Below are 16,724 nucleotides of genomic sequence, written 5' to 3'. Positions count from 1 at the left end.
ATGCTCCCCGGCTGACAGGACTCAGACCCTGAAGCCGGATACCGAACCCTTGAGTTCGTCGGCGAGGTCGGAGAGCTGACCGATCGACACCGCGGTCTGCTTGGTGCCGCGGGTGGTCTGCTCGGTGATCGCGAGGATGTCGCGCATCGTGGCGGCGACGCGGCCGGCGGTAGCGGCCTGCTCCTGGGTGTCGGCCGAGATGCGCTCGATGAGGCGGGCGGTCTCGGTGGACACCTCGCCGATCTCTGCCAGGGCCTGGCCGGCGGCGTCGGACAGCTGGGCGCCCTCGACCACGTCGCGGGTGGCGAACTCCATCGCGCCCACCGCGTCCTGGGTGTCGGTCTGGATGGTCTTGACGATCGCCGCGATCTGCTTGGTCGCCTCGGCCGAACGTTCGGCCAGGCGCTGCACCTCCTCGGCGACCACGGTGAAGCCGCGACCCGCCTCGCCGGCCGACGCCGCCTGGATCGCGGCGTTGAGCGCAAGCACGTTGGTCTGTTCGGTGATGTCCGAGATCAGCTCGACGATCTCGCCGATCTCCTGCGAGGACTCGCCGAGGCGCTTGATGCGCTTCGAGGTCTCCTGGATCTTGTAGCGGATGTCGTTCATGCCGCGGATCGTGTTCTCCACCGCATCCGCGCCCTTGCGCGCCGAATCGAGCGAGCGGCGGGCGACCTGGGCGGACTGCAGGGCGCGCTCGGACGATTCGGTCATCGTCTGCGCCATGTGCTCGACGCTGGTGCCGGCTTCCTCGATCTCGCGCGATTGTCGCTCGGTGGCCTCGAGCAGCTCGGCGGAGGTCAGCTGCGCGGACTCGGTGGCGGCGGTGACCCGGCCGGCGGCGTCGTTGATCCGGCTCACCAGCACCGAAAGCTCCTCGACCGTATAGTTGACCGAGTCGGCGATCGCGCCGGTGATGTCCTCGGTGACGGTGGCGCGCACGGTGAGGTCGCCGTCGGCGAGGTCGCCCATCTCGTTCATCAGGCGAAGGATCGCCTGCTGGGTCTGGTTGCGCTCGTCCTCGGCGAGGCGGCGCTGCTGCTCGGCTTCGAGGCCGCGGGCGGCGAGGTCGTGGTTGTAGGCGCGGATCATGCGCATCAGCGCAAGCAAGGCGAGCAGTGCGCTCAGCGCGATCGCGGCGTGGATCGGCTGAAGGCCGCGGGTGCCGGTGTTGATGCCGTCGCTCAGCTCGGCGCTGCGGTCCAGCAGCGGCACCGAGTCGCGGAAGATCTGGCTGCCCGCGCGCTTGGCCTGCACCAGCAGCTGCAGGTTGGCGAGCACGTCCTCGACCGCGTTCAGCGTGTCTTCGGCGTCGCGGCCGAAGGCGTCGATCTCTTCGCGCAGTTCGACGCCGGCGGGCATCGCGCGCAGCTGGGCGATCAGGTTGCGCAGGGCGCTGGTGTCGGCGCCGAACACGAAGGCGGTCTCGGGGTCGATCGCGTCGGTGCCGCGCAGGGCGTTGGCGTTCTTGGCGATGCGCTGGGTCAGCAGCGCGGCGCGATGGGCGGCGGCGATGTCTTCGACGCTGCCGCGTCCCTGCAGCACCTGCTGGGCGATCCGCTCGGCGCTGGCGAGCAGCTCGGAATTGCCGGCGTTGATCAGGTCGACCGCCTGGTTGAGCGTCTCGAGGTTGTCGCGCTGGGCGAGCAGCTGGGCGGTGTCTTCCGCGGTCATGCGCCAGATCTCGGACACTGCCGCGAGCTGCGCGTGCGCCCGGGCCGGTGCCGGCGGCACGCGCGCGCCATCGATCTGGCCGCCCTGTTCGAGCGCGCCGAGCAGGCCGATGAAGCGAGTGTTACCGCGCTCGAGTTCGTCGAAGGCGGCCGACTCGCCTCGTAGCGCGAGCTGGGCGGACTTGGCGATCTGCTGCGACAGCATCTGCATCTCGCCCACGGCGGCGACGTGGACGGTGGCGTTCGCCGATTCGCGCGCCTGGTAGAACACCAGGCCGGCGGTCGTCAGCGCGAGCGCGCCGAACATGATGCCGAGGGTGCGCAGGCGGTGGGCGATCGGACGCAGCGCGGCTTTCGGCTGGGTGAGGCCGGGCGGCTTGCCGGCGAGGGTGGAGTCGGCCGCGACGCTGTCGTCCGCGAACCGGTCGTTCTTACCGAGGGAGAGGTTAAATGCCATGCTTCATGCCCCGCCGAAAAATGGGTGGATGTCGGATAGGTGGTGTCGGGGGGACGTCGGGCTCAGTCGGCGCCGGCGTCGAGGAATTGCGGATGGGCGAGCAGCCGTGCCACGTCGAGCTTGTGCCACAGGTGGCCCTGGCTGTCGCGCAGATGGGCGCCGGCCCAGGGGCGTGCGTCCTCGATCGGCGTCGCCGGGCGGAAGTCGTCCGCGCTGCGAAGGCCGCTGGCGCGCGACACGAGCAGCGCCGAGTTGACGCCCTGGCGCGTGCCGACGAGCAGCAGGCGGGCCTGGCCGGCGGGATGGATGGGCGGTTGGCCGTGCAGCCCGGCAAAGTCGATCACCCCGTGCAGGGTGCCGCGCACGTTGGCCAGGCCGCGGAACCAGGGGCGGGTCAGCGGCACCGGCACGAAGGCGGGAGGCGGCAGGATCTCGCCCGAATCGGCGAGATCGATCAGCCAGTTCTCGTCGCCCGCCTGAAAGCCGAGCAGGCCGCGATGGTCGCCGGTCCTCGCCTCGCTGAGGCGGCGCGCCAGGTTCTCCTGGAATTCGCGCAGGCTGGTTCGTCTCGCCATGGGATCAGCCGAGCGCGCGGATGCGGTCAAGCAGCTCGGCGTGGTTCACCGGCTTGACCATGTAGTCGGTCGCGCCCTGGCGCATGCCCCAGATGCGGTCCGTCTCCTGCCCCTTGGTGGTGCAGATGATGACCGGGATGTCGCTGGTGGCGTCGTTGCGCGAGATCTTGCGCGTGGCCTGGTAGCCGTTCATGCCGGGCATGACGACGTCCATGAGGATGAGGTCGGGGCGGGCGTCGATGCTCTTCGCAATCGCGTCCTCGCCGTTCTCGGCGGTCACCACCTGGTAGCCCTGCGCGGTCAGGACTTCGGTGAGGGCAAGGCGTTCGGTGGGCGAGTCGTCCACCACGAGGATCGTTTGTATCGGCATGTTCGCTTGGCTGGTCGGGGTGTTGAAATCAGCGGGCGGCGCGTCCCGAGTGGGACGCCACCATCTTCAGCAGGCTGTCCTTGGTGAAGGGCTTGGTGAGGTATTCGTCGGAGCCGGCCATGCGTCCGCGGGCGCGGTCGAAGAGGCCGTCCTTCGACGACAGCATGATCACCGGGGTGGAGGACAGTCGCGGGTTCCTCTTGATCAGGGCGCAGGTCTGGTAGCCATCCAGGCGCGGCATCATGATGTCGACGAACACCACGTCCGGCGCGTGGTCGCTGATCTTCGACAGCGCGTCGAAGCCGTCCTCGGCGAGGATGACCTCGTAACCCGCCTGGCCGAGGAAAATCTCGGCGCTGCGACGGATCGTGTTGCTGTCGTCGATGACCAGGACCTTGGTCGCGGTTTGTTCCATGTTTCTCGCACCATCGAGGTTCGGTTTGCGGCGGCATGTCACCGGCCTGGACCATGCCGGCATGGGGGTCAAATTTCGACGACTTCGAAATCTTCCTTGCGCGCGTCGCAGTCGGGGCAGGTCCAGTCCGGCGGCAGGTCGGTCCAGCGCGTACCGGGCGCGATGCCGTCTTCGGGCAGGCCCGCGGCCTCGTCGTAGATGAAGCCGCAGATCAGGCACATGTAGGTCTTGTACGGGGTTTCGTCGGCCATCGGTCGGAGCGCTCCCACAAGGCTGGCATGTAGAATGCAATCGATGTTATCCGACTTTTCCGGCGCTTCCAGAGGCGACGACGCCGCGGGCGTGTCGTAGTTCTCGGTGCCGGTTTCAGGGAGCCCTTTTATGACCGCATCCTGTTCCGCACCGCGCTGGCGCGGCCTTTACGCGGTGACGCCGGACGAGGCCGACACCGCGCGCCTGACCGCCCTCGTCGCCCGCGTGCTCGAGGGCCGGCCGGCTTTGCTGCAGTACCGCAACAAGCTCGCCGCGCCCGCGCTGCGCCGCGAGCAGGCGCTCGCGCTGCAGGCGCTGTGCCGCACGGCGGAGGTGCCGCTGCTGATCAACGACGACCTCGCACTCGCGCTCGAGATCGGCGCCGACGGCGCTCATCTCGGACGCGACGACGGCGATCCTTCGGCGGCGCGGCGGGCGCTCGGCGCCGGGCGCATCCTGGGCCTCAGCTGCTATTCGGAATGGGCGCGCGCGGAGCGCGGCGCCGAGGCGGGCGCCGACTATGTCGCCTTCGGCGCGATGTTCGCCTCGCGTACCAAGCCCGAGGCGGAGCCCGCGGCGGTCGAGCTGCTCGGCCGCGCGCGCCGCGAGCTCGGCCTGCCGGTGGCGGCGATCGGCGGCATCACGCTGGAGAACGCGCCCGGCCTGGTCGGCGCCGGCGCCGACCTGGTGGCGGTGGTCAGCGACGTGTTCGGCGCCGATGATCCGGGCGCGCGCGCCGCGGCCTATCGCGCGCTGTTCTGAGCGGCGGCAGGCGCAGGCTTGCCGGCGTGGTGGACCGCTCCGGCGGCGCGGGGGAGAATGCCGGCTTTCGTCTTTTGCAGGACAGGACCCGAGATGAGCAGCCGCAACGAAGCCCTTTTTGAGCGCGCCCAGCGCACCATCCCCGGTGGCGTCAATTCGCCCGTACGCGCCTTCCGCTCGGTCGGCGGTGCGCCGCGCTTCATCGAGCGTGCCGAAGGGGCGCGGGTATGGGACGCCGACGGCAAGGCGTACATCGACTACGTCGGCTCCTGGGGCCCCGCGATCACCGGCCACGCCCACCCGGCGATCGTCGAGGCGGTGCGCGAGGCGGCGCTCAAGGGCCTGTCCTTCGGCGCGCCGACCGAGGCCGAGGTCGAGATGGCCGAGCTGATCTGCGCGCTGCTGCCCTCGATCGAGATGGTGCGCCTGGTCAGTTCCGGCACCGAGGCGACGATGAGCGCCATCCGGCTCGCACGCGGCTTCACCGGGCGCGACGCGATCGTCAAGTTCGAGGGCTGCTACCACGGCCACGCCGACAGCCTGCTGGTGAAGGCGGGCTCCGGCCTGCTGACCTTCGGCAACCCGTCCTCGGGCGGGGTGCCGGCCGATTTCGCGAAGCACACGATCGTGCTCGACTACAACGATCTCGACCAGGTCGAGGCGGTGTTCAAGGCGCGTGGCGACGAGATCGCTGCGATCATCGTCGAGCCGGTGGCCGGCAACATGAACCTGGTGAAGCCGCGGCCCGGCTTCCTCGAGGGCCTGCGCCGGCTGTGCACCGAACACGGCGCGGTGCTCATCTTCGACGAGGTGATGACCGGCTTCCGCGTCGGTCCGCAGGGCGTGCAGGGCCTGTACGGCATCACCCCCGACCTCACCACGCTGGGCAAGGTGATCGGCGGCGGCATGCCGGTGGGCGCCTTCGGCGGCCGGCGCGACATCATGGAGAAAATCGCGCCGCTCGGTCCGGTGTATCAGGCGGGCACGCTGTCGGGCAGCCCGGTGGCCGTCGCCGCCGGCCTGGCCTCGCTGAAGCTGGTGCGCAAACCCGGCTTCTACGAGGGCCTCGGCGCGCGCACGCAGACGCTGGTGTCGGGGCTCGAGGCGGCCGCGCGCGAGGCGGGTGTGCGCTTCCGTGCCGACGCGGTGGGCGGCATGTTCGGGCTCTATTTCAGCGCTGACGTGCCCGCTTCCTTCGCCGACGTGATGGCTTCGGAGCGCGATGTGTTCAACCGCTTCTTCCACGAGATGCTCGACGCCGGCCACTATTTCGCGCCCTCGGCCTTCGAGGCCGGCTTCGTCTCCGCAGCCCACGGCGAGGCGGAGATCGCGGCGACGGTGGAGGCCGCGCGCAAGGTCTTCGCCGACCTCTGATGCGCGAAGCGCTGCCGTCGCCCGTGAGCGAAGCCGCGAGGACGCTGCGGGGAATCCTGCGACGGGCAGCGGCCGGCCTGCTGCTGGCGCTGCTCGCCGGAGCAGTTCAGGCGGGCACGGTCGAGACCCTGCGCCTGCCGGCGCAGGACTACCCGGGCGGACGCGAGCGCGAGTACAAGGTCTATCGGCCCGACGGGCTTTCCGGTCCCGCGCCACTGGTGATGGCGCTGCACGGCTGTCGCCAGACCCATGACGACGTGCTCGCCGACTGGGGCCTGCGCGCCGCCGCCGACCGGCATCGCTTCATCCTCGTCGCCCCCTTCATCACCAGCTACGATGGTTGGCGCAACCCCAACTGCTGGGGCTTCTGGATGGAGGATCATCGCCACCAGGGGCGCGGCGAGCCGGAGGACCTCTACCGCATCGCCCGCGAGGTCGAGTCGCGCCACGCGATCGATCCCGCGCGGCGCTACATCGTCGGCCTGAGCTCGGGCGGGGCGATGAGCGTGGTCGCCGCGGTCACCCACAACGAGTACTGGGCGGCGGCCGCCAGCGTTGCCGGCCTCGGCTATGGGGAGGACGCCGCCGCAGTGTCGCTGTCCGGGAACTGCCCTGGCAGCGCCCGCCTGCATCCGGTCGAACGGGTGGTGGCGGACATGCGTGCCGAACTGAACGACGGCTATCCGATCCCGCTGCTGGTGATCCAGAACGAACGCGACTGCACCGTGGTGCAGCCGGCGGGACGCATCCTGCGCGACGCCCACCTCGCCGCTCACGGCGCCGACCCGCTTGCCGGGCCGGTTTCGCTCGCCCCCTGCACGCCGGTCTTCGGCGGCGACGACTACCGCTGCCGGCATGCGCGGCATGCCGCCGAGGCCGCGGCCGGCGGGCGCTCGCTGGTGGAGGCGGTGTTCTATGACGGGCCGCTGGCGACGCCGAGCGCACGCGACGAGGACCACGGCCATTACTGGATCGGCGGCGAGCACGGCGCCGACGGTGCCTATGCGCTGCGCGAGGGGCCGGTGCATCCGGAGATCGTGTGGGATTTCTTCGTCCGCCACCCGCGCACCGATGCGGAAGCCGCCGGTCGGCCGCGCCTGGCGATCGCGGGCGACAACCCGCTGCGCCTGCCGCAGGGTACGACCTTCGCCGATCCCGGGGCGCGCGCCTGGGACGCGGCGGGCGAGCCCGTGGCGGTGAGCGCGGACTGCGGTGCGCTCGACACCGCGCGTGCCGGCAGTCATGTCTGCGACTACCGGGCGGTGGATGCCGGCGGCAGGGAGGTGCGCGCGCAGCGGCTGGTGGAGGTGGTCGATCCGGCCGCGCCGGCGCTGCGCTGCGTGAGCGTGCGCGCCTCGCCCCTCGCGCATCTCGGCGCCGGGCGCGCACGCGCCGGCGGCTGGTTCTTCAGCCGCGCGCTCGCCGGTGCGGACCGGCAGGACATCGGTTACGCCTGGGACTGGTGGTCGGTGGTGGCGCTCCACGAAGGCGAGGCCGGGCGCTGGCACGCCCACCGGCCGCCGGTCTGCGAGCGCTGAAGCCTGCCGCCGGTGGGCGCGCTCACAGCAGGAAGATCGTCGCCAGACCGAGGAAGATGAAGAAGCCGCCGGAGTCGGTGAGCGCGGTGATCATCACCGACCCGCCGATCGCGGGGTCGGCGCCGAGGCGCTCGCGCAGCATCGGCACCAGCACCCCGGCGCTGGCGGCGAGCAGCAGGTTCAGTGTCATTGCGCCGGTCATCACCGCGCCGAGCGGGGCGCTGCCGTAGAGCCACCACGACAGCACGCCGAGCAGGCCGCCCCACACCAGGCCGTTGACCAGCGCGACGCCGAGCTCCTTGCGCAGCAGGCGGTACATCGCGCTCTGCTCGACCTGGCCCATCGCGATCGCGCGCACGATCATGGTCACCGTCTGGTTGCCCGAGTTGCCGCCGATGCCGGCCACGATCGGCATCAGCGCGGCGAGCGCGACCAGCTTCTCGATCGACTCCTCGAACAGTCCGATGACGCGCGAGGCGACGAAGGCGGTGACCAGGTTGATCGCCAGCCACGCCCAGCGGTTCTTAACCGAATCCCACACCGAGGCGAAGATGTCCTCCTCCTCGCGCAGGCCGGCGTTGCCGAGGATCTCGGCCTCGGATTCCTCACGGATGTAATCGACCACGTCGGCCACCGTGAGGCGGCCGATGACGCGCTTCTCGCCGTCGATGACCGGCGCCGAGATGAGGTCGTAGCGCTGGAAGGCCTGGGCCGCGTCGTCGGCCTCGTCCTCGGGGGTGAAGCTGATCACCGTTTCCGAGCGCATCACTTCGGCGACGCTGAGCTCGGGATCGCTGATGAGCAGGGTCTCGAGGGTCAGGATGCCCTTCAGGTGGTCCTCCCGGTCGACCACGAAGAGCTTGTCGGTGTGGTCGGGCAGCTCGTCGAAGCGGCGCAGGTAGCGCAGCACGACCTCGAGGCTGACGTCCTCGCGCACCGTCACCATGTCGAAGTCCATCAGCGCGCCGACCGAGTCCTCCGGGTAGGACATCGCCGCGCGCAGCTGTTCGCGGCCCTCGCTGTCGAGCGACTGGAAGACGTCCTGGATGACCTCGGGCGGCAGGTCGGGCGCGAGGTCGGCGAGCTCGTCGGCGTCGAGCGACTCGGCCGCCGCCTTCAGCTCCTGCGAGTCCATCGTCTCGATCAGGGATTCGCGCACCGCATCGGAGACTTCGAGCAGGATCTCGCCGTCGCGCTCGGCCTTCACGAGGTCCCATACGAACAGGCGCTCCTCGAGCGGCAGCGCCTCGAGGATGTAGGCGATGTCGGCGGGGTGGAGCGAATCCAGCTTGTGCTGCAGCTCGGCCACGTGCTGCTTGTGCACCAGGCTCTCGACCAGCTCGTGGCGCGGCATGTTCTGGCGGTGCACCAGCTCCTCCACCACCTTCTGGCGCGCCAGCAGCTCGAGCACTTCGCGCAGGTGCTGCTGGATGTCGTCCGGGTGGAGTTCCTCTTCCTGGTTCATCGTGCGCGCGCCCTGGGCTGGGGGTGGAGGGGGACTGCAAGCGGGAATTCTACGGGCTTGCTGCGCCGCACGCGACCCCGGGTCGGCGGCGGCCGACGGTAGCCGCCCCGGTCGGTCCCTCCCCCGGCAGGAGCTGCGAATGCCGTGTCCTGGCCGCCTACACCAACCCCACGCGCCGCGCCCGCAAGGCCGCGACCGCGACCCCTCCCGCGCGAGCTCAGGGCACTTGCGAGTACGCCATGCGGCGGCGCACCCGTTCGGCATGGGCTGCCAGCCGCGGGCCGAACTGGCGCTCGTAGCGGCGCGGATTTGGCAGCATCACCGCGAGGCGGGCGGCCTGGGCGGGGCCGAGGCGGGCGGCGGTGGTGCCGTAGTAGCGCTGGGCGGCGGCTTCGGCGCCGAACACGCCATTGCCCCATTCGACCACGTTCAGGTAGGTCTCGAGGATGCGACGCTTGTCCCAGAAGGTTTCGATCATCACCGTCAACACCGCCTCCTGGCCCTTGCGCAGCCAGCTGCGCGAAGGCGACAGGAACAGGTTCTTCGCCAGCTGCTGGCTGATCGTCGAGCCACCCGCCACCAGTCGGCCGCGCGCTTCGTTGCGTTCGAGCGCGCGCTCGATGCCCAGCCAGTCGAAGCCACCGTGCTCGAGGAAGCGGTCGTCCTCGGCGGCGACCACCGCGCGCTTCAGATGTTCCGAGATCTGCTCGTAGGGTACCCAGCGGTGTCGCAGCTCGGCGTCGGGGTCGGTCTCGCGCATTTCGGCGAGGCGCATGCGCATGAAGCTGGTGCTGCCCGGATCGAAGCGGCTCCACCAGATCACCTGGGTCAGCAGTACGAGCTGCCAGAACAGCAACAGCAGCAGCGCGACGAGCACGCCGCGGCCGAGCCAGGACAGCCAGGTCGGCGCCTTCCTCATGTCCGTGCTCAGCCCGCGCCGAGCTGAAGGCGCAGCGCGGCGAGTACCGGCGCGCCGTCCGGACGTACGCCGCGCCAGACGAAGAAGCTCTCCGCCGCCTGCTCGACCAGCATGCCCAGGCCGTCGGCGCAGCGCATCGCGCCGCCGGCGCGCGCCGCGGTGAGGAAGGGGGTGTCGCCGCGGCCGTACATCATGTCGTAGGCGAGGTAGGCCGAGGCGTACAGTCCGGGCGGCAGCGCAGGCGCCTTGTCGGCGAGGCTGGCGGCGGTGGCGTTGATGAGGATGTCGAAGTGGCGCCCGTCGAGGGCGTCGAGGCCGCAGCCGTCGAGCGCGGCGCCGGCCGCGCGCGGGCCGAACTCGCCGGCCAGCGCGCGCGCCTTCGCGGCGGTGCGGTTGGCGACCGTGAGCGCGGCCGGGCCGGCCTCGAGCAGCGGCAACAGGGCGCCGCGCGCGGCGCCGCCGGCGCCGAGCAGCAGAACGCGGCGGCCGGCGAGCGCGCAGCCGAGGTTGTGCAAGAGGTCGCGCACCAGGCCGGCGCCGTCGGTGTTGTCGCCGACAATGCCGTCGGCATCGAACGAGAGGGTGTTGACCGCGCCCGCGGCCGCCGCCCGCGGCGTCAGGCGGTCGGCGAGCGCGAAGGCCTCGAGCTTGAAGGGCACCGTCACGTTCATGCCCCGCCCGCCGCCGGCGCGGAAGGCCTGCACCGTGGCGGCGAAGCCGTCGAGCGGGGCGAGCAGGGCTTCGTAGGCGATCGCCTCGCCGCTCTGGCGGGCGAAGGCGGCGTGGATCTGCGGCGACTTGCTGTGGGCGATCGGGTTGCCGACGACGGCGTAGCGGTCCATGGGCAGGCTCTCAGTTGGTACGCACCCGGTCGGTGCTGGTGAAGCTCCAGGTGCGGGTGATCTCGATCAGGTCGGTATCGCGCGCGATGTCGGGCGGGAAGGGGGCGTAGGGCGCCGCCAGGCGGACGATGCGCACCGCAGCGTCGTCGAGCACCTTGTGGCCCGAACTGCGATGCACCGCGACGTCCTGCACCTTGCCATCGGCGCGGATCGTCACCGACAGCAGCAGGCTGCCGTAAAGCCGGCCGCGCGCGGCCTCGGGGTAGTTCACCATGCCGACGCGCTCGACCTTCAGGCGCCAGTCCTCGACGTACTGGGCGAAGCGGTACTCCTTCGCGCGTGCGCCGATGAACTTCTTGCGCGGGCGTGCGGCTTCCGGCTGGAGGTTGCGGTCGATGCGCGCCTCGACGCGGGCGATCGCCGCCGCACTGTCGAGCAGGTCGAGGCCGCTCGCCACCGGCTGCGGCTGCGGCGTCGGCGCCTCTTCCGCGCGCTCGCGGCGGGCGACGGCAACCGGCGCCCTGGGGGCGGTGAGCACCGGCTTCTGCGGTGCCTCGCGCGGCGGCGCCCGGCGGCGGGTCTCGGCCAGCGCGTCGCCCTCGCGCTGCACCTCGCGCGGCGGCAGCGGCGTGCTCGGCGTGGCCTCGACGGCGTTGCTGCCGCCGGCGTCGATGTTGGTCTGCGCCAGCACCTCGGCCTCCTCCGGCGCCTTCGCGTGGCGGGCGTTGACCAGCACGACCTCGAGTCCGCGGTCGGCGGCCGGCCGGTATTCTGGCAGCTGGAAGTGCACCAGCAGCAGGAGCGCATGGAGTGCGATCGAGAGCGCGAAGGCGAACGCGATCGGCGGGATGCGGGCGGGGCGCGGCGCGGCGGCCGCGGTCGTGCTTGCCATCGCTGCCTCAGGCCGCGGCGAAACCGCCCTCGCGCCAGGCCGACGGGTCGGGTTCGGAGAGGGTGGCGACATAGCGCGCCTCGACCTCGACATCGAGCAGGTCGGTGTGGCCGATCTCCAGCCGCACGCGCGCGCCCGGCACCTGCAGCGGCATCGACGGCACCTTGAACACCAGCGGGATCGGTGCCAGCCGCACGACGTTCTCGCGCAGCACCAACGCCTCGATCTCGCCGCCGCCGCGCTGGCGCAGCCAGCGCAGGCACCAGTAACGCTCCATGTGGCGCTGGAACTCGGCGTATGCGGCGTAGGTGAGTTCGAAGTCGCGGATCGCAGCCATCAGATCGGGCGAGCGCGGCGCGAAGGCGGGGTCGCGCTCCTGCAGCACCGAGACGATCTGCCACTGGTTGGCCATGTCGACATAGCGGCGCAGCGGAGAACTCGACCACGCGTAGCAGTCCACCCCGAGGCCTTCATGCGGCGCCGCAGCGGTGCTCATGCGCACCTTGCCGCCGCCCTGCACCCGGTAGATGCCGGGCACGCCGGCCTGGTCGAGCAGCTTGCCCCAGGTCATGTTGGCGTAAATCATCAGCTCGGACACCAGCTTGTCCATCGGCGAGCCGCGCTTGCGCTGCGAGATCGTCACGTGGCCGGGGCCGTCGCCGTTCTCCTGCGCCCAGTCGACGCTGAAGCCGTAGTCGATGCGGTCCTCGTTGTCGCCGGCCTTGCCGCGGCCGGCCTCGAGGATGTTCGCCAGGTCCCACAGCAGCATCAGCTCCGTCTTCCAGCGGAAGTCGGGGATGCCCTGCATCACCGTGTCGTCGTTGAAGATCGGCTCGATGTCGTGATGGCGCAGGTTGGCCACGATCGGCACCAGTTCGACCCGGCTTTCCTCGCCCACGATCGCCAGCCCGGGGGTGAGGTCGAGGTAGAGCGACACCGCGGGGCAGTCGCGGCCTTCGGCGAGGGTGAAGGTTTCCACCACCTCGTCGGGCAGCATGGTGATCTTGCTCCCCGGCATGTACACGGTCGACAGCCGCCGGCGCGCGATCGCATCGAGGACCGAGCCGCGCGACATGCCGAGCGCCGGCGCGGCGATGTGGATGCCGATGCGCCAGCCGCCTCCCTCGCGGGGGGTGACCGAGAACGCGTCGTCGATCTCGGTGGTGCTGGCATCGTCGATCGAGAACGCGGCGACCTCGGCGCGCGGCAGGGCGTCGGCGGTGCGCTCGATCTCGAAGGGCGGGAAGTGGGTGCCTTCCGGGAAGTGCTCGAACAGGAAGCGGTTGTAGTGGAATTCGTAGCTCGACTTCAGCGCCCCGCACTTGAGCAGCAGGCGCGGTGCGGACAGGCCGGCATCCACGCAGGCCGCCTCGAGCGCCTTGATCTCGAGCCGGTTGCGGTCGGGCCGGTAGAGCGCTTGCGGCATCAGGCTGGCGAGCTCGGGCGGCATCCTGCCCTCGACCAGCTGGGCACGCATCTGCTCGATCGCGATCGCCTGCTGGCGCTTCTTCTCGAGGCCGGCGAGCGCCGCCTGCAGGATTTCGGGCGGTGCCTTGCGGAACCGCCCCCTGCCCTTGCGGTGAAACCAGATCGGCGCCGAGTGCAGGCGCAGCAGCACCGACGCGGCCTCGACCGGCGTGGCGGGACGGCCGTGGTACTCGGCGGCGAACTCGGTGAAGCCGAACTCGGCTTCGCCGCAAACCTCCCACAGGAACTCGGTGTCGAGCTGCTCGGCGTCGGCCTCGGCGCGCGCCAGCAGCGCCGCCGGCGCGGGCTCGCGGAACTCGAGCAGCAGGTTGGCGCGCTTGAGCTTGACGCGCTTGCCGTGGGTGGTCTCCACCTGCAGCGTGGCATCGTTATCAGCGAGCACGGTACCGGCCCGGAAGGCCCCGTCCTCTTCGAACAGCACGAACATTGGCATCCGCCAGAAAAGTGAGCAAGCGCGGTAGTTTACTGGATTCGGCCGCGGCGCGTGGCGAGGCGCAGCAGGTCGGCCGTGTAGATCGCGAGCGCCGTCCAGATCAGACCGAAGCTCAGCAGCTGGGCGTGGTCGAAGGGCTCCCCGAACACGAAGACCGCCACCAGCAGGTTGATCGAGGGCGCGATGTACTGCAGGAAGCCGACCGTGGCGAGCGGCAGGCGGCGCGCGCCGAAGGCGAACAGCATCAGTGGGATCGCGGTGAGCACGCCGGCCAGCGGCAGCAGTGCGTCGACCAGCGGGTCGGCGCCGAAGCCGAGCCCGCCGCGCCCGGCCTGCCACAGCAGCCAGGCGGCGGCGAGCGGGGCGACGATGAGGGTCTCGACGAAGAGACCGCGCACGGCATCGACCGGCGCGCGCTTCCGGAGCAGGCCGTAGAGGCCGAAAGTGCCGGCGAGGAAGAGCGGGATCCACGGCAGGCTGCCGAGTTCCCATACCCGCCAGGCCACGCCGGCGGCGGCCACCGCGACCGCCAGCTGCTGCAGCGGACGCAGGCGCTCGCCGAGGAAGAGGCGGCCGAGCAGCACGCTGACGAGGGGGTTGATGAAGTAGCCGAGCGCCGCCTCGACCACGCGCCCGGCGTCGACCGACCACACGAACACCAGCCAGTTGCTGCCGGTCAGCAGCGCAGTGAGCGCAAGCGTGGCGAGCAGCCGGGGCTGGCGCCAGACCGCGCCGAGGCCGCGCAGGCCGCCGGTGGCCGGCACGAAGGCGAGCAGGGCGGCGAGGAAGAGCACCGACCACAGCATGCGGTGGGCGACGATCTCGAACGGCGGCACGCTGCCCACCGCGCGGAAGTAGAGCGGCATCAGCCCCCACACGGTGAAGGCCGACAACGTGGCGGCGATGCCTCGCCGGTAGGCGAGGGAGGCGGCGGGGTCCAGGATCCGCTCGGGCGGTGTCAGCGGCGGCGGGCGACGGCGACCAGGGCCTCGGCGGGAACCGTGAAGCCGCCCTCTGGGTCGCGATGGACTTCGAGGTCGTGCTCCACCGCGGCGCGCAGCGCTGCGCCGGTGGCCTCGGGCAGGCGGCCGAGCGCCTCGGCAGCGCCGCCGGCGAGATCGAGGAAAGCCTGCCAGTAGGCTTCGGCGTCGGCGAAGCGACAGCTGAAGCGGCAGGGCGCGAGGGTGATTTCGTCGAAGCCGGCGCTGCGCAGCGACTCCTCCAGCACGGCCGGCGTGCCGAAGCGGAATACCGAGGGGCGGGCCACCTTGGGCGACGGCAACAGGCGCGCGATGCAGTCCTGTGCGCGCGCGATCAGCGGCACCCGTTCGCGTTCGCTCCATACCGACAACACCAGGCGACCGCCGGGCACGAGCACGCGGTGCATCTCGACGAGCGCGCGCTCAGGATGGGGGAACATGAACAGCGCGAGGCCGGCGAGCACCGCGTCCATGCAGCCGTCGGCGAGGCACAGGTGCTCGGCGTCGGCGGCAGCGAACAGCAGGCCGTTCCGAGGGCCGCATCGGCGGGCACCCTCTGCGAGCATGCTCTCGGCGATGTCGGTGGCGAGCACCAGGCCGCCCGGCTGGGTGCGGTGCGCGGCGTCGGCAGCGAGCAGGCAGGGGCCGCTGGCGAGGTCGAGCACGCGTTCGCCGGGCGCCACCGCGGCGGCCGCGAGCAGGGCCTCGGCGAGTTCGACACGCAGGTGGGCGCTGTCGGCATAGCGGCCGGCGATGCGGTTGAAGCCTGCGCGTTCCATGGCCTTGAAGCGGCGGGGGTCGAAGCCGGTCGTCATGATTGCAGTCCCGCGAAGCGGATGATCTCGTCGAGGTAGTGGTTCCAGCGCGTAAAGCTGTGGTCACCGCCGTCGAGTACGGTCTGTCTCGCACCGTCGTACTTCTCTACTGCGTGGCGGTAGTCGAGCACCTCGTCGCCGGTCTCCACCATCAGCCAGTAGCGCTCGGGGTGGGTGATTTCGGCCACCTCGAGCGCGCGCAGCTGCTCGATGTGGTCGCGGGTGAAGTCGAAGCTCTCGCCGGTATACATGTTTTCCTGGCGGCCGACGTAGGCCTCGAGCTCGAGTGGCGCGACCACCGCCGGATTGACCAGCACCGCGCGCAGGGCGTGGCGTTCGGCGAGCCAGGTTGCGTAGTAGCCGCCGAGCGAGCTGCCGACCACGGTCGGCGCGACGCCGGCGTCGCGGCAACGTGCGATCTGCGCCTCGGCGAGTTCGATCGCGGCCCGCGGCGCCACCGGCAGCTGCTCGCACCACCATGCCGCGCCGAGGCCGAGCGCGCGCATGCGGGCGCCGAGCGCGCTCGCCTTGATCGAGGCGGGCGACGAGCGGAAACCGTGCAGGTAGATGATCATGGCTCGCTCCATTCGACCCAGCCGAAGTACCAGGTGGCCAGCACGACGAGGCCGAACACGATGCGGTACCAGGCGAAGCCGACGAAGGTGTGGTTGGAGATGAACTTGATGAAGCCGCGCACCGCCCACATCGCGGCCACGAAGGAGGCGACGAAGCCGACCGCGAACACCGGCAGGTCTTCCAGTCGCAGCAGGGCCCAGTTCTTGTACAGGTCGTAGACCGTCGCCGCGAACATCGTCGGGATGGCGAGGAAGAAGGAAAACTCGGCGGCGCTCTTGCGCGACAGGCCGAAGATCAGGCCGCCCATGATCGTCGCGCCCGAGCGCGAGGTGCCGGGGATCATCGCCAGCGCCTGGGCGAAGCCGACCTTGAGCGCGTCGCTCCAGCGCATCGCATCGACCGCGTGGATGCGCGGGTGGTAGGCGCGCTTTTCCACGTAGAGGATGACCACGCCGCCGATCACCAGCGCGGTGGCGACCGTGATCGGGTTGAACAGCAGGCTCTTGATCGTGGCGTGGAACATCAGGCCGAGCACCGCGGCGGGCAGGAAGCCGACGAAGAGCAAGCCGACGAAGCGCTGCGAGGCGCGTTCGGTGGTGAGTGTGCCGGCGATGTGCAGCAGGCGCTCGCGGTAGTCCCAGCATACGGCGAGGATCGCTCCGAGCTGGATGACGATCTTGAACACCTTGCTGGCGTCGTCGTTGTAGCCGAGCAGGTCGCCGAGGACGATCAGGTGGCCGGTGGATGAGATCGGCAGGAACTCGGTGAGACCCTCGACGATGCCGAGCACGAGGGCGGTGAGCAGGAGGGGGAGGTCCATGCGATAAGGTCCGGCGGCGGGAAAAGCCAGCCATTATAGCGCCCGCCTGTTGCGCTGCAGCGACGGCGACGCTTTGCG

General features: G+C 70.8%; 17 protein-coding genes. 3 read left to right on the top strand and 14 right to left on the bottom strand.

The genetic code is table 11. From position 1 onward, the window contains the following. Positions 1 to 21: 21 nt before the first annotated feature. From BB334_RS12500 to BB334_RS12480, 5 genes are all read right to left on the bottom strand, one after another. Positions 22 to 2,130, bottom strand: coding sequence for a methyl-accepting chemotaxis protein (locus BB334_RS12500; protein WP_068808810.1), 2,109 nt, complete (start codon positions 2,128 to 2,130; stop codon positions 22 to 24). A gap of 62 nt (positions 2,131 to 2,192) precedes the next feature. Further along, positions 2,193 to 2,705: a chemotaxis protein CheW gene (locus tag BB334_RS12495; RefSeq protein ID WP_068808809.1), complete on the bottom strand. Its 513-nt coding sequence runs from the start codon at positions 2,703 to 2,705 to the stop codon at positions 2,193 to 2,195. Positions 2,706 to 2,709: 4 nt separating this feature from the next. Continuing rightward, complete coding sequence (locus tag BB334_RS12490) at positions 2,710 to 3,075, bottom strand: response regulator transcription factor (RefSeq protein WP_068808808.1); 366 nt, start codon at positions 3,073 to 3,075, stop codon at positions 2,710 to 2,712. Positions 3,076 to 3,103: 28 nt separating this feature from the next. Beyond that, on the bottom strand, positions 3,104 to 3,490 hold the full coding sequence (locus BB334_RS12485) for a response regulator (protein WP_068808807.1): 387 nt from the start codon (positions 3,488 to 3,490) through the stop codon (positions 3,104 to 3,106). A 68-nt stretch (positions 3,491 to 3,558) separates the two neighbouring features. Continuing rightward, a complete protein-coding gene (locus BB334_RS12480; protein WP_198531248.1) occupies positions 3,559 to 3,711 on the bottom strand; it encodes a rubredoxin in 153 nt (50 codons plus the stop codon). Positions 3,712 to 3,871: 160 nt separating this feature from the next. Between BB334_RS12480 and thiE the strand changes: the two genes are divergently transcribed. The 3 genes from thiE (at position 3,872) to BB334_RS12465 (ending at position 7,416) form a co-directional block, all read left to right on the top strand. Further along, positions 3,872 to 4,504 carry a thiamine phosphate synthase gene (gene thiE / locus BB334_RS12475; RefSeq protein WP_068808805.1) on the top strand — a complete coding sequence of 211 codons (633 nt, stop codon included), beginning with the start codon at positions 3,872 to 3,874 and terminating at the stop codon, positions 4,502 to 4,504. Between the two features lie 93 nt (positions 4,505 to 4,597). Beyond that, positions 4,598 to 5,878, top strand: coding sequence for a glutamate-1-semialdehyde 2,1-aminomutase (gene hemL, locus BB334_RS12470; protein ID WP_068808804.1), 1,281 nt, complete (start codon positions 4,598 to 4,600; stop codon positions 5,876 to 5,878). Then, on the top strand, positions 5,878 to 7,416 hold the full coding sequence (locus BB334_RS12465; RefSeq protein ID WP_068808803.1) for an extracellular catalytic domain type 1 short-chain-length polyhydroxyalkanoate depolymerase: 1,539 nt from the start codon (positions 5,878 to 5,880) through the stop codon (positions 7,414 to 7,416). The genes hemL and BB334_RS12465 overlap by 1 nt, the downstream gene beginning before the upstream one ends. A 22-nt stretch (positions 7,417 to 7,438) precedes the next feature. Here BB334_RS12465 and mgtE read toward each other — a convergent pair whose 3' ends face one another. The 9 genes from mgtE to BB334_RS12420 all read right to left on the bottom strand — a co-directional run bounded on the left by mgtE (position 7,439) and on the right by BB334_RS12420 (position 16,646). Further along, the gene (mgtE, locus tag BB334_RS12460; protein WP_068808802.1) at positions 7,439 to 8,881 is read right to left on the bottom strand and encodes a magnesium transporter; all 1,443 of its coding nucleotides are present in this window, start codon (positions 8,879 to 8,881) and stop codon (positions 7,439 to 7,441) included. Between the two features lie 217 nt (positions 8,882 to 9,098). After that, positions 9,099 to 9,800, bottom strand: a complete 702-nt coding sequence (gene mtgA / locus BB334_RS12455) for a monofunctional biosynthetic peptidoglycan transglycosylase (RefSeq protein ID WP_068808801.1) — start codon at positions 9,798 to 9,800, stop codon at positions 9,099 to 9,101. Positions 9,801 to 9,808: 8 nt separating this feature from the next. Continuing rightward, positions 9,809 to 10,642, bottom strand: coding sequence for a shikimate dehydrogenase (aroE, locus tag BB334_RS12450; RefSeq protein WP_068808800.1), 834 nt, complete (start codon positions 10,640 to 10,642; stop codon positions 9,809 to 9,811). A gap of 10 nt (positions 10,643 to 10,652) precedes the next feature. Further along, the gene (locus BB334_RS12445) at positions 10,653 to 11,534 is read right to left on the bottom strand and encodes an energy transducer TonB (protein ID WP_068808799.1); all 882 of its coding nucleotides are present in this window, start codon (positions 11,532 to 11,534) and stop codon (positions 10,653 to 10,655) included. A gap of 7 nt (positions 11,535 to 11,541) precedes the next feature. After that, positions 11,542 to 13,449: a ribonuclease catalytic domain-containing protein gene (locus tag BB334_RS12440; protein WP_068808798.1), complete on the bottom strand. Its 1,908-nt coding sequence runs from the start codon at positions 13,447 to 13,449 to the stop codon at positions 11,542 to 11,544. A 35-nt stretch (positions 13,450 to 13,484) separates the two neighbouring features. After that, positions 13,485 to 14,360 (bottom strand): EamA family transporter RarD, encoded by an 876-nt coding sequence (rarD, locus tag BB334_RS12435; RefSeq protein ID WP_068808945.1) that lies wholly within the window; start codon positions 14,358 to 14,360, stop codon positions 13,485 to 13,487. 53 nt (positions 14,361 to 14,413) lie between these two features. Continuing rightward, complete coding sequence (locus tag BB334_RS12430) at positions 14,414 to 15,250, bottom strand: class I SAM-dependent methyltransferase (protein ID WP_068808797.1); 837 nt, start codon at positions 15,248 to 15,250, stop codon at positions 14,414 to 14,416. Continuing rightward, complete coding sequence (locus BB334_RS12425) at positions 15,247 to 15,825, bottom strand: YqiA/YcfP family alpha/beta fold hydrolase (protein WP_068808796.1); 579 nt, start codon at positions 15,823 to 15,825, stop codon at positions 15,247 to 15,249. Before BB334_RS12425 ends, BB334_RS12430 begins: the two co-directional genes overlap by 4 nt. Continuing rightward, a complete protein-coding gene (locus BB334_RS12420; protein ID WP_068808795.1) occupies positions 15,822 to 16,646 on the bottom strand; it encodes an undecaprenyl-diphosphate phosphatase in 825 nt (274 codons plus the stop codon). The genes BB334_RS12425 and BB334_RS12420 overlap by 4 nt, the downstream gene beginning before the upstream one ends. Between the last annotated feature and the right edge of the window lie 78 nt (positions 16,647 to 16,724).

The organism is Thauera phenolivorans, assembly GCF_001696715.1.
In the GTDB taxonomy this organism is placed as follows: domain Bacteria; phylum Pseudomonadota; class Gammaproteobacteria; order Burkholderiales; family Rhodocyclaceae; genus Thauera; species Thauera phenolivorans.
Note: the sequence above shows the minus strand (reverse complement) of the source record. Positions and strands in the feature narration are given on the sequence as shown.

Coding starts and splice junctions, on each gene's coding strand:
- BB334_RS12500 (WP_068808810.1), bottom strand. CDS start 2,130: ATGGCATTTAACCTCTCCCTCGGTAAGAACGACCGGTTCGCGGACGAC.
- BB334_RS12495 (WP_068808809.1), bottom strand. CDS start 2,705: ATGGCGAGACGAACCAGCCTGCGCGAATTCCAGGAGAACCTGGCGCGC.
- BB334_RS12490 (WP_068808808.1), bottom strand. CDS start 3,075: ATGCCGATACAAACGATCCTCGTGGTGGACGACTCGCCCACCGAACGC.
- BB334_RS12485 (WP_068808807.1), bottom strand. CDS start 3,490: ATGGAACAAACCGCGACCAAGGTCCTGGTCATCGACGACAGCAACACG.
- BB334_RS12480 (WP_198531248.1), bottom strand. CDS start 3,711: ATGTGCCTGATCTGCGGCTTCATCTACGACGAGGCCGCGGGCCTGCCC.
- thiE (WP_068808805.1), top strand. CDS start 3,872: ATGACCGCATCCTGTTCCGCACCGCGCTGGCGCGGCCTTTACGCGGTG.
- hemL (WP_068808804.1), top strand. CDS start 4,598: ATGAGCAGCCGCAACGAAGCCCTTTTTGAGCGCGCCCAGCGCACCATC.
- BB334_RS12465 (WP_068808803.1), top strand. CDS start 5,878: ATGCGCGAAGCGCTGCCGTCGCCCGTGAGCGAAGCCGCGAGGACGCTG.
- mgtE (WP_068808802.1), bottom strand. CDS start 8,881: ATGAACCAGGAAGAGGAACTCCACCCGGACGACATCCAGCAGCACCTG.
- mtgA (WP_068808801.1), bottom strand. CDS start 9,800: ATGAGGAAGGCGCCGACCTGGCTGTCCTGGCTCGGCCGCGGCGTGCTC.
- aroE (WP_068808800.1), bottom strand. CDS start 10,642: ATGGACCGCTACGCCGTCGTCGGCAACCCGATCGCCCACAGCAAGTCG.
- BB334_RS12445 (WP_068808799.1), bottom strand. CDS start 11,534: ATGGCAAGCACGACCGCGGCCGCCGCGCCGCGCCCCGCCCGCATCCCG.
- BB334_RS12440 (WP_068808798.1), bottom strand. CDS start 13,449: ATGTTCGTGCTGTTCGAAGAGGACGGGGCCTTCCGGGCCGGTACCGTG.
- BB334_RS12430 (WP_068808797.1), bottom strand. CDS start 15,250: ATGACGACCGGCTTCGACCCCCGCCGCTTCAAGGCCATGGAACGCGCA.
- BB334_RS12425 (WP_068808796.1), bottom strand. CDS start 15,825: ATGATCATCTACCTGCACGGTTTCCGCTCGTCGCCCGCCTCGATCAAG.
- BB334_RS12420 (WP_068808795.1), bottom strand. CDS start 16,646: ATGGACCTCCCCCTCCTGCTCACCGCCCTCGTGCTCGGCATCGTCGAG.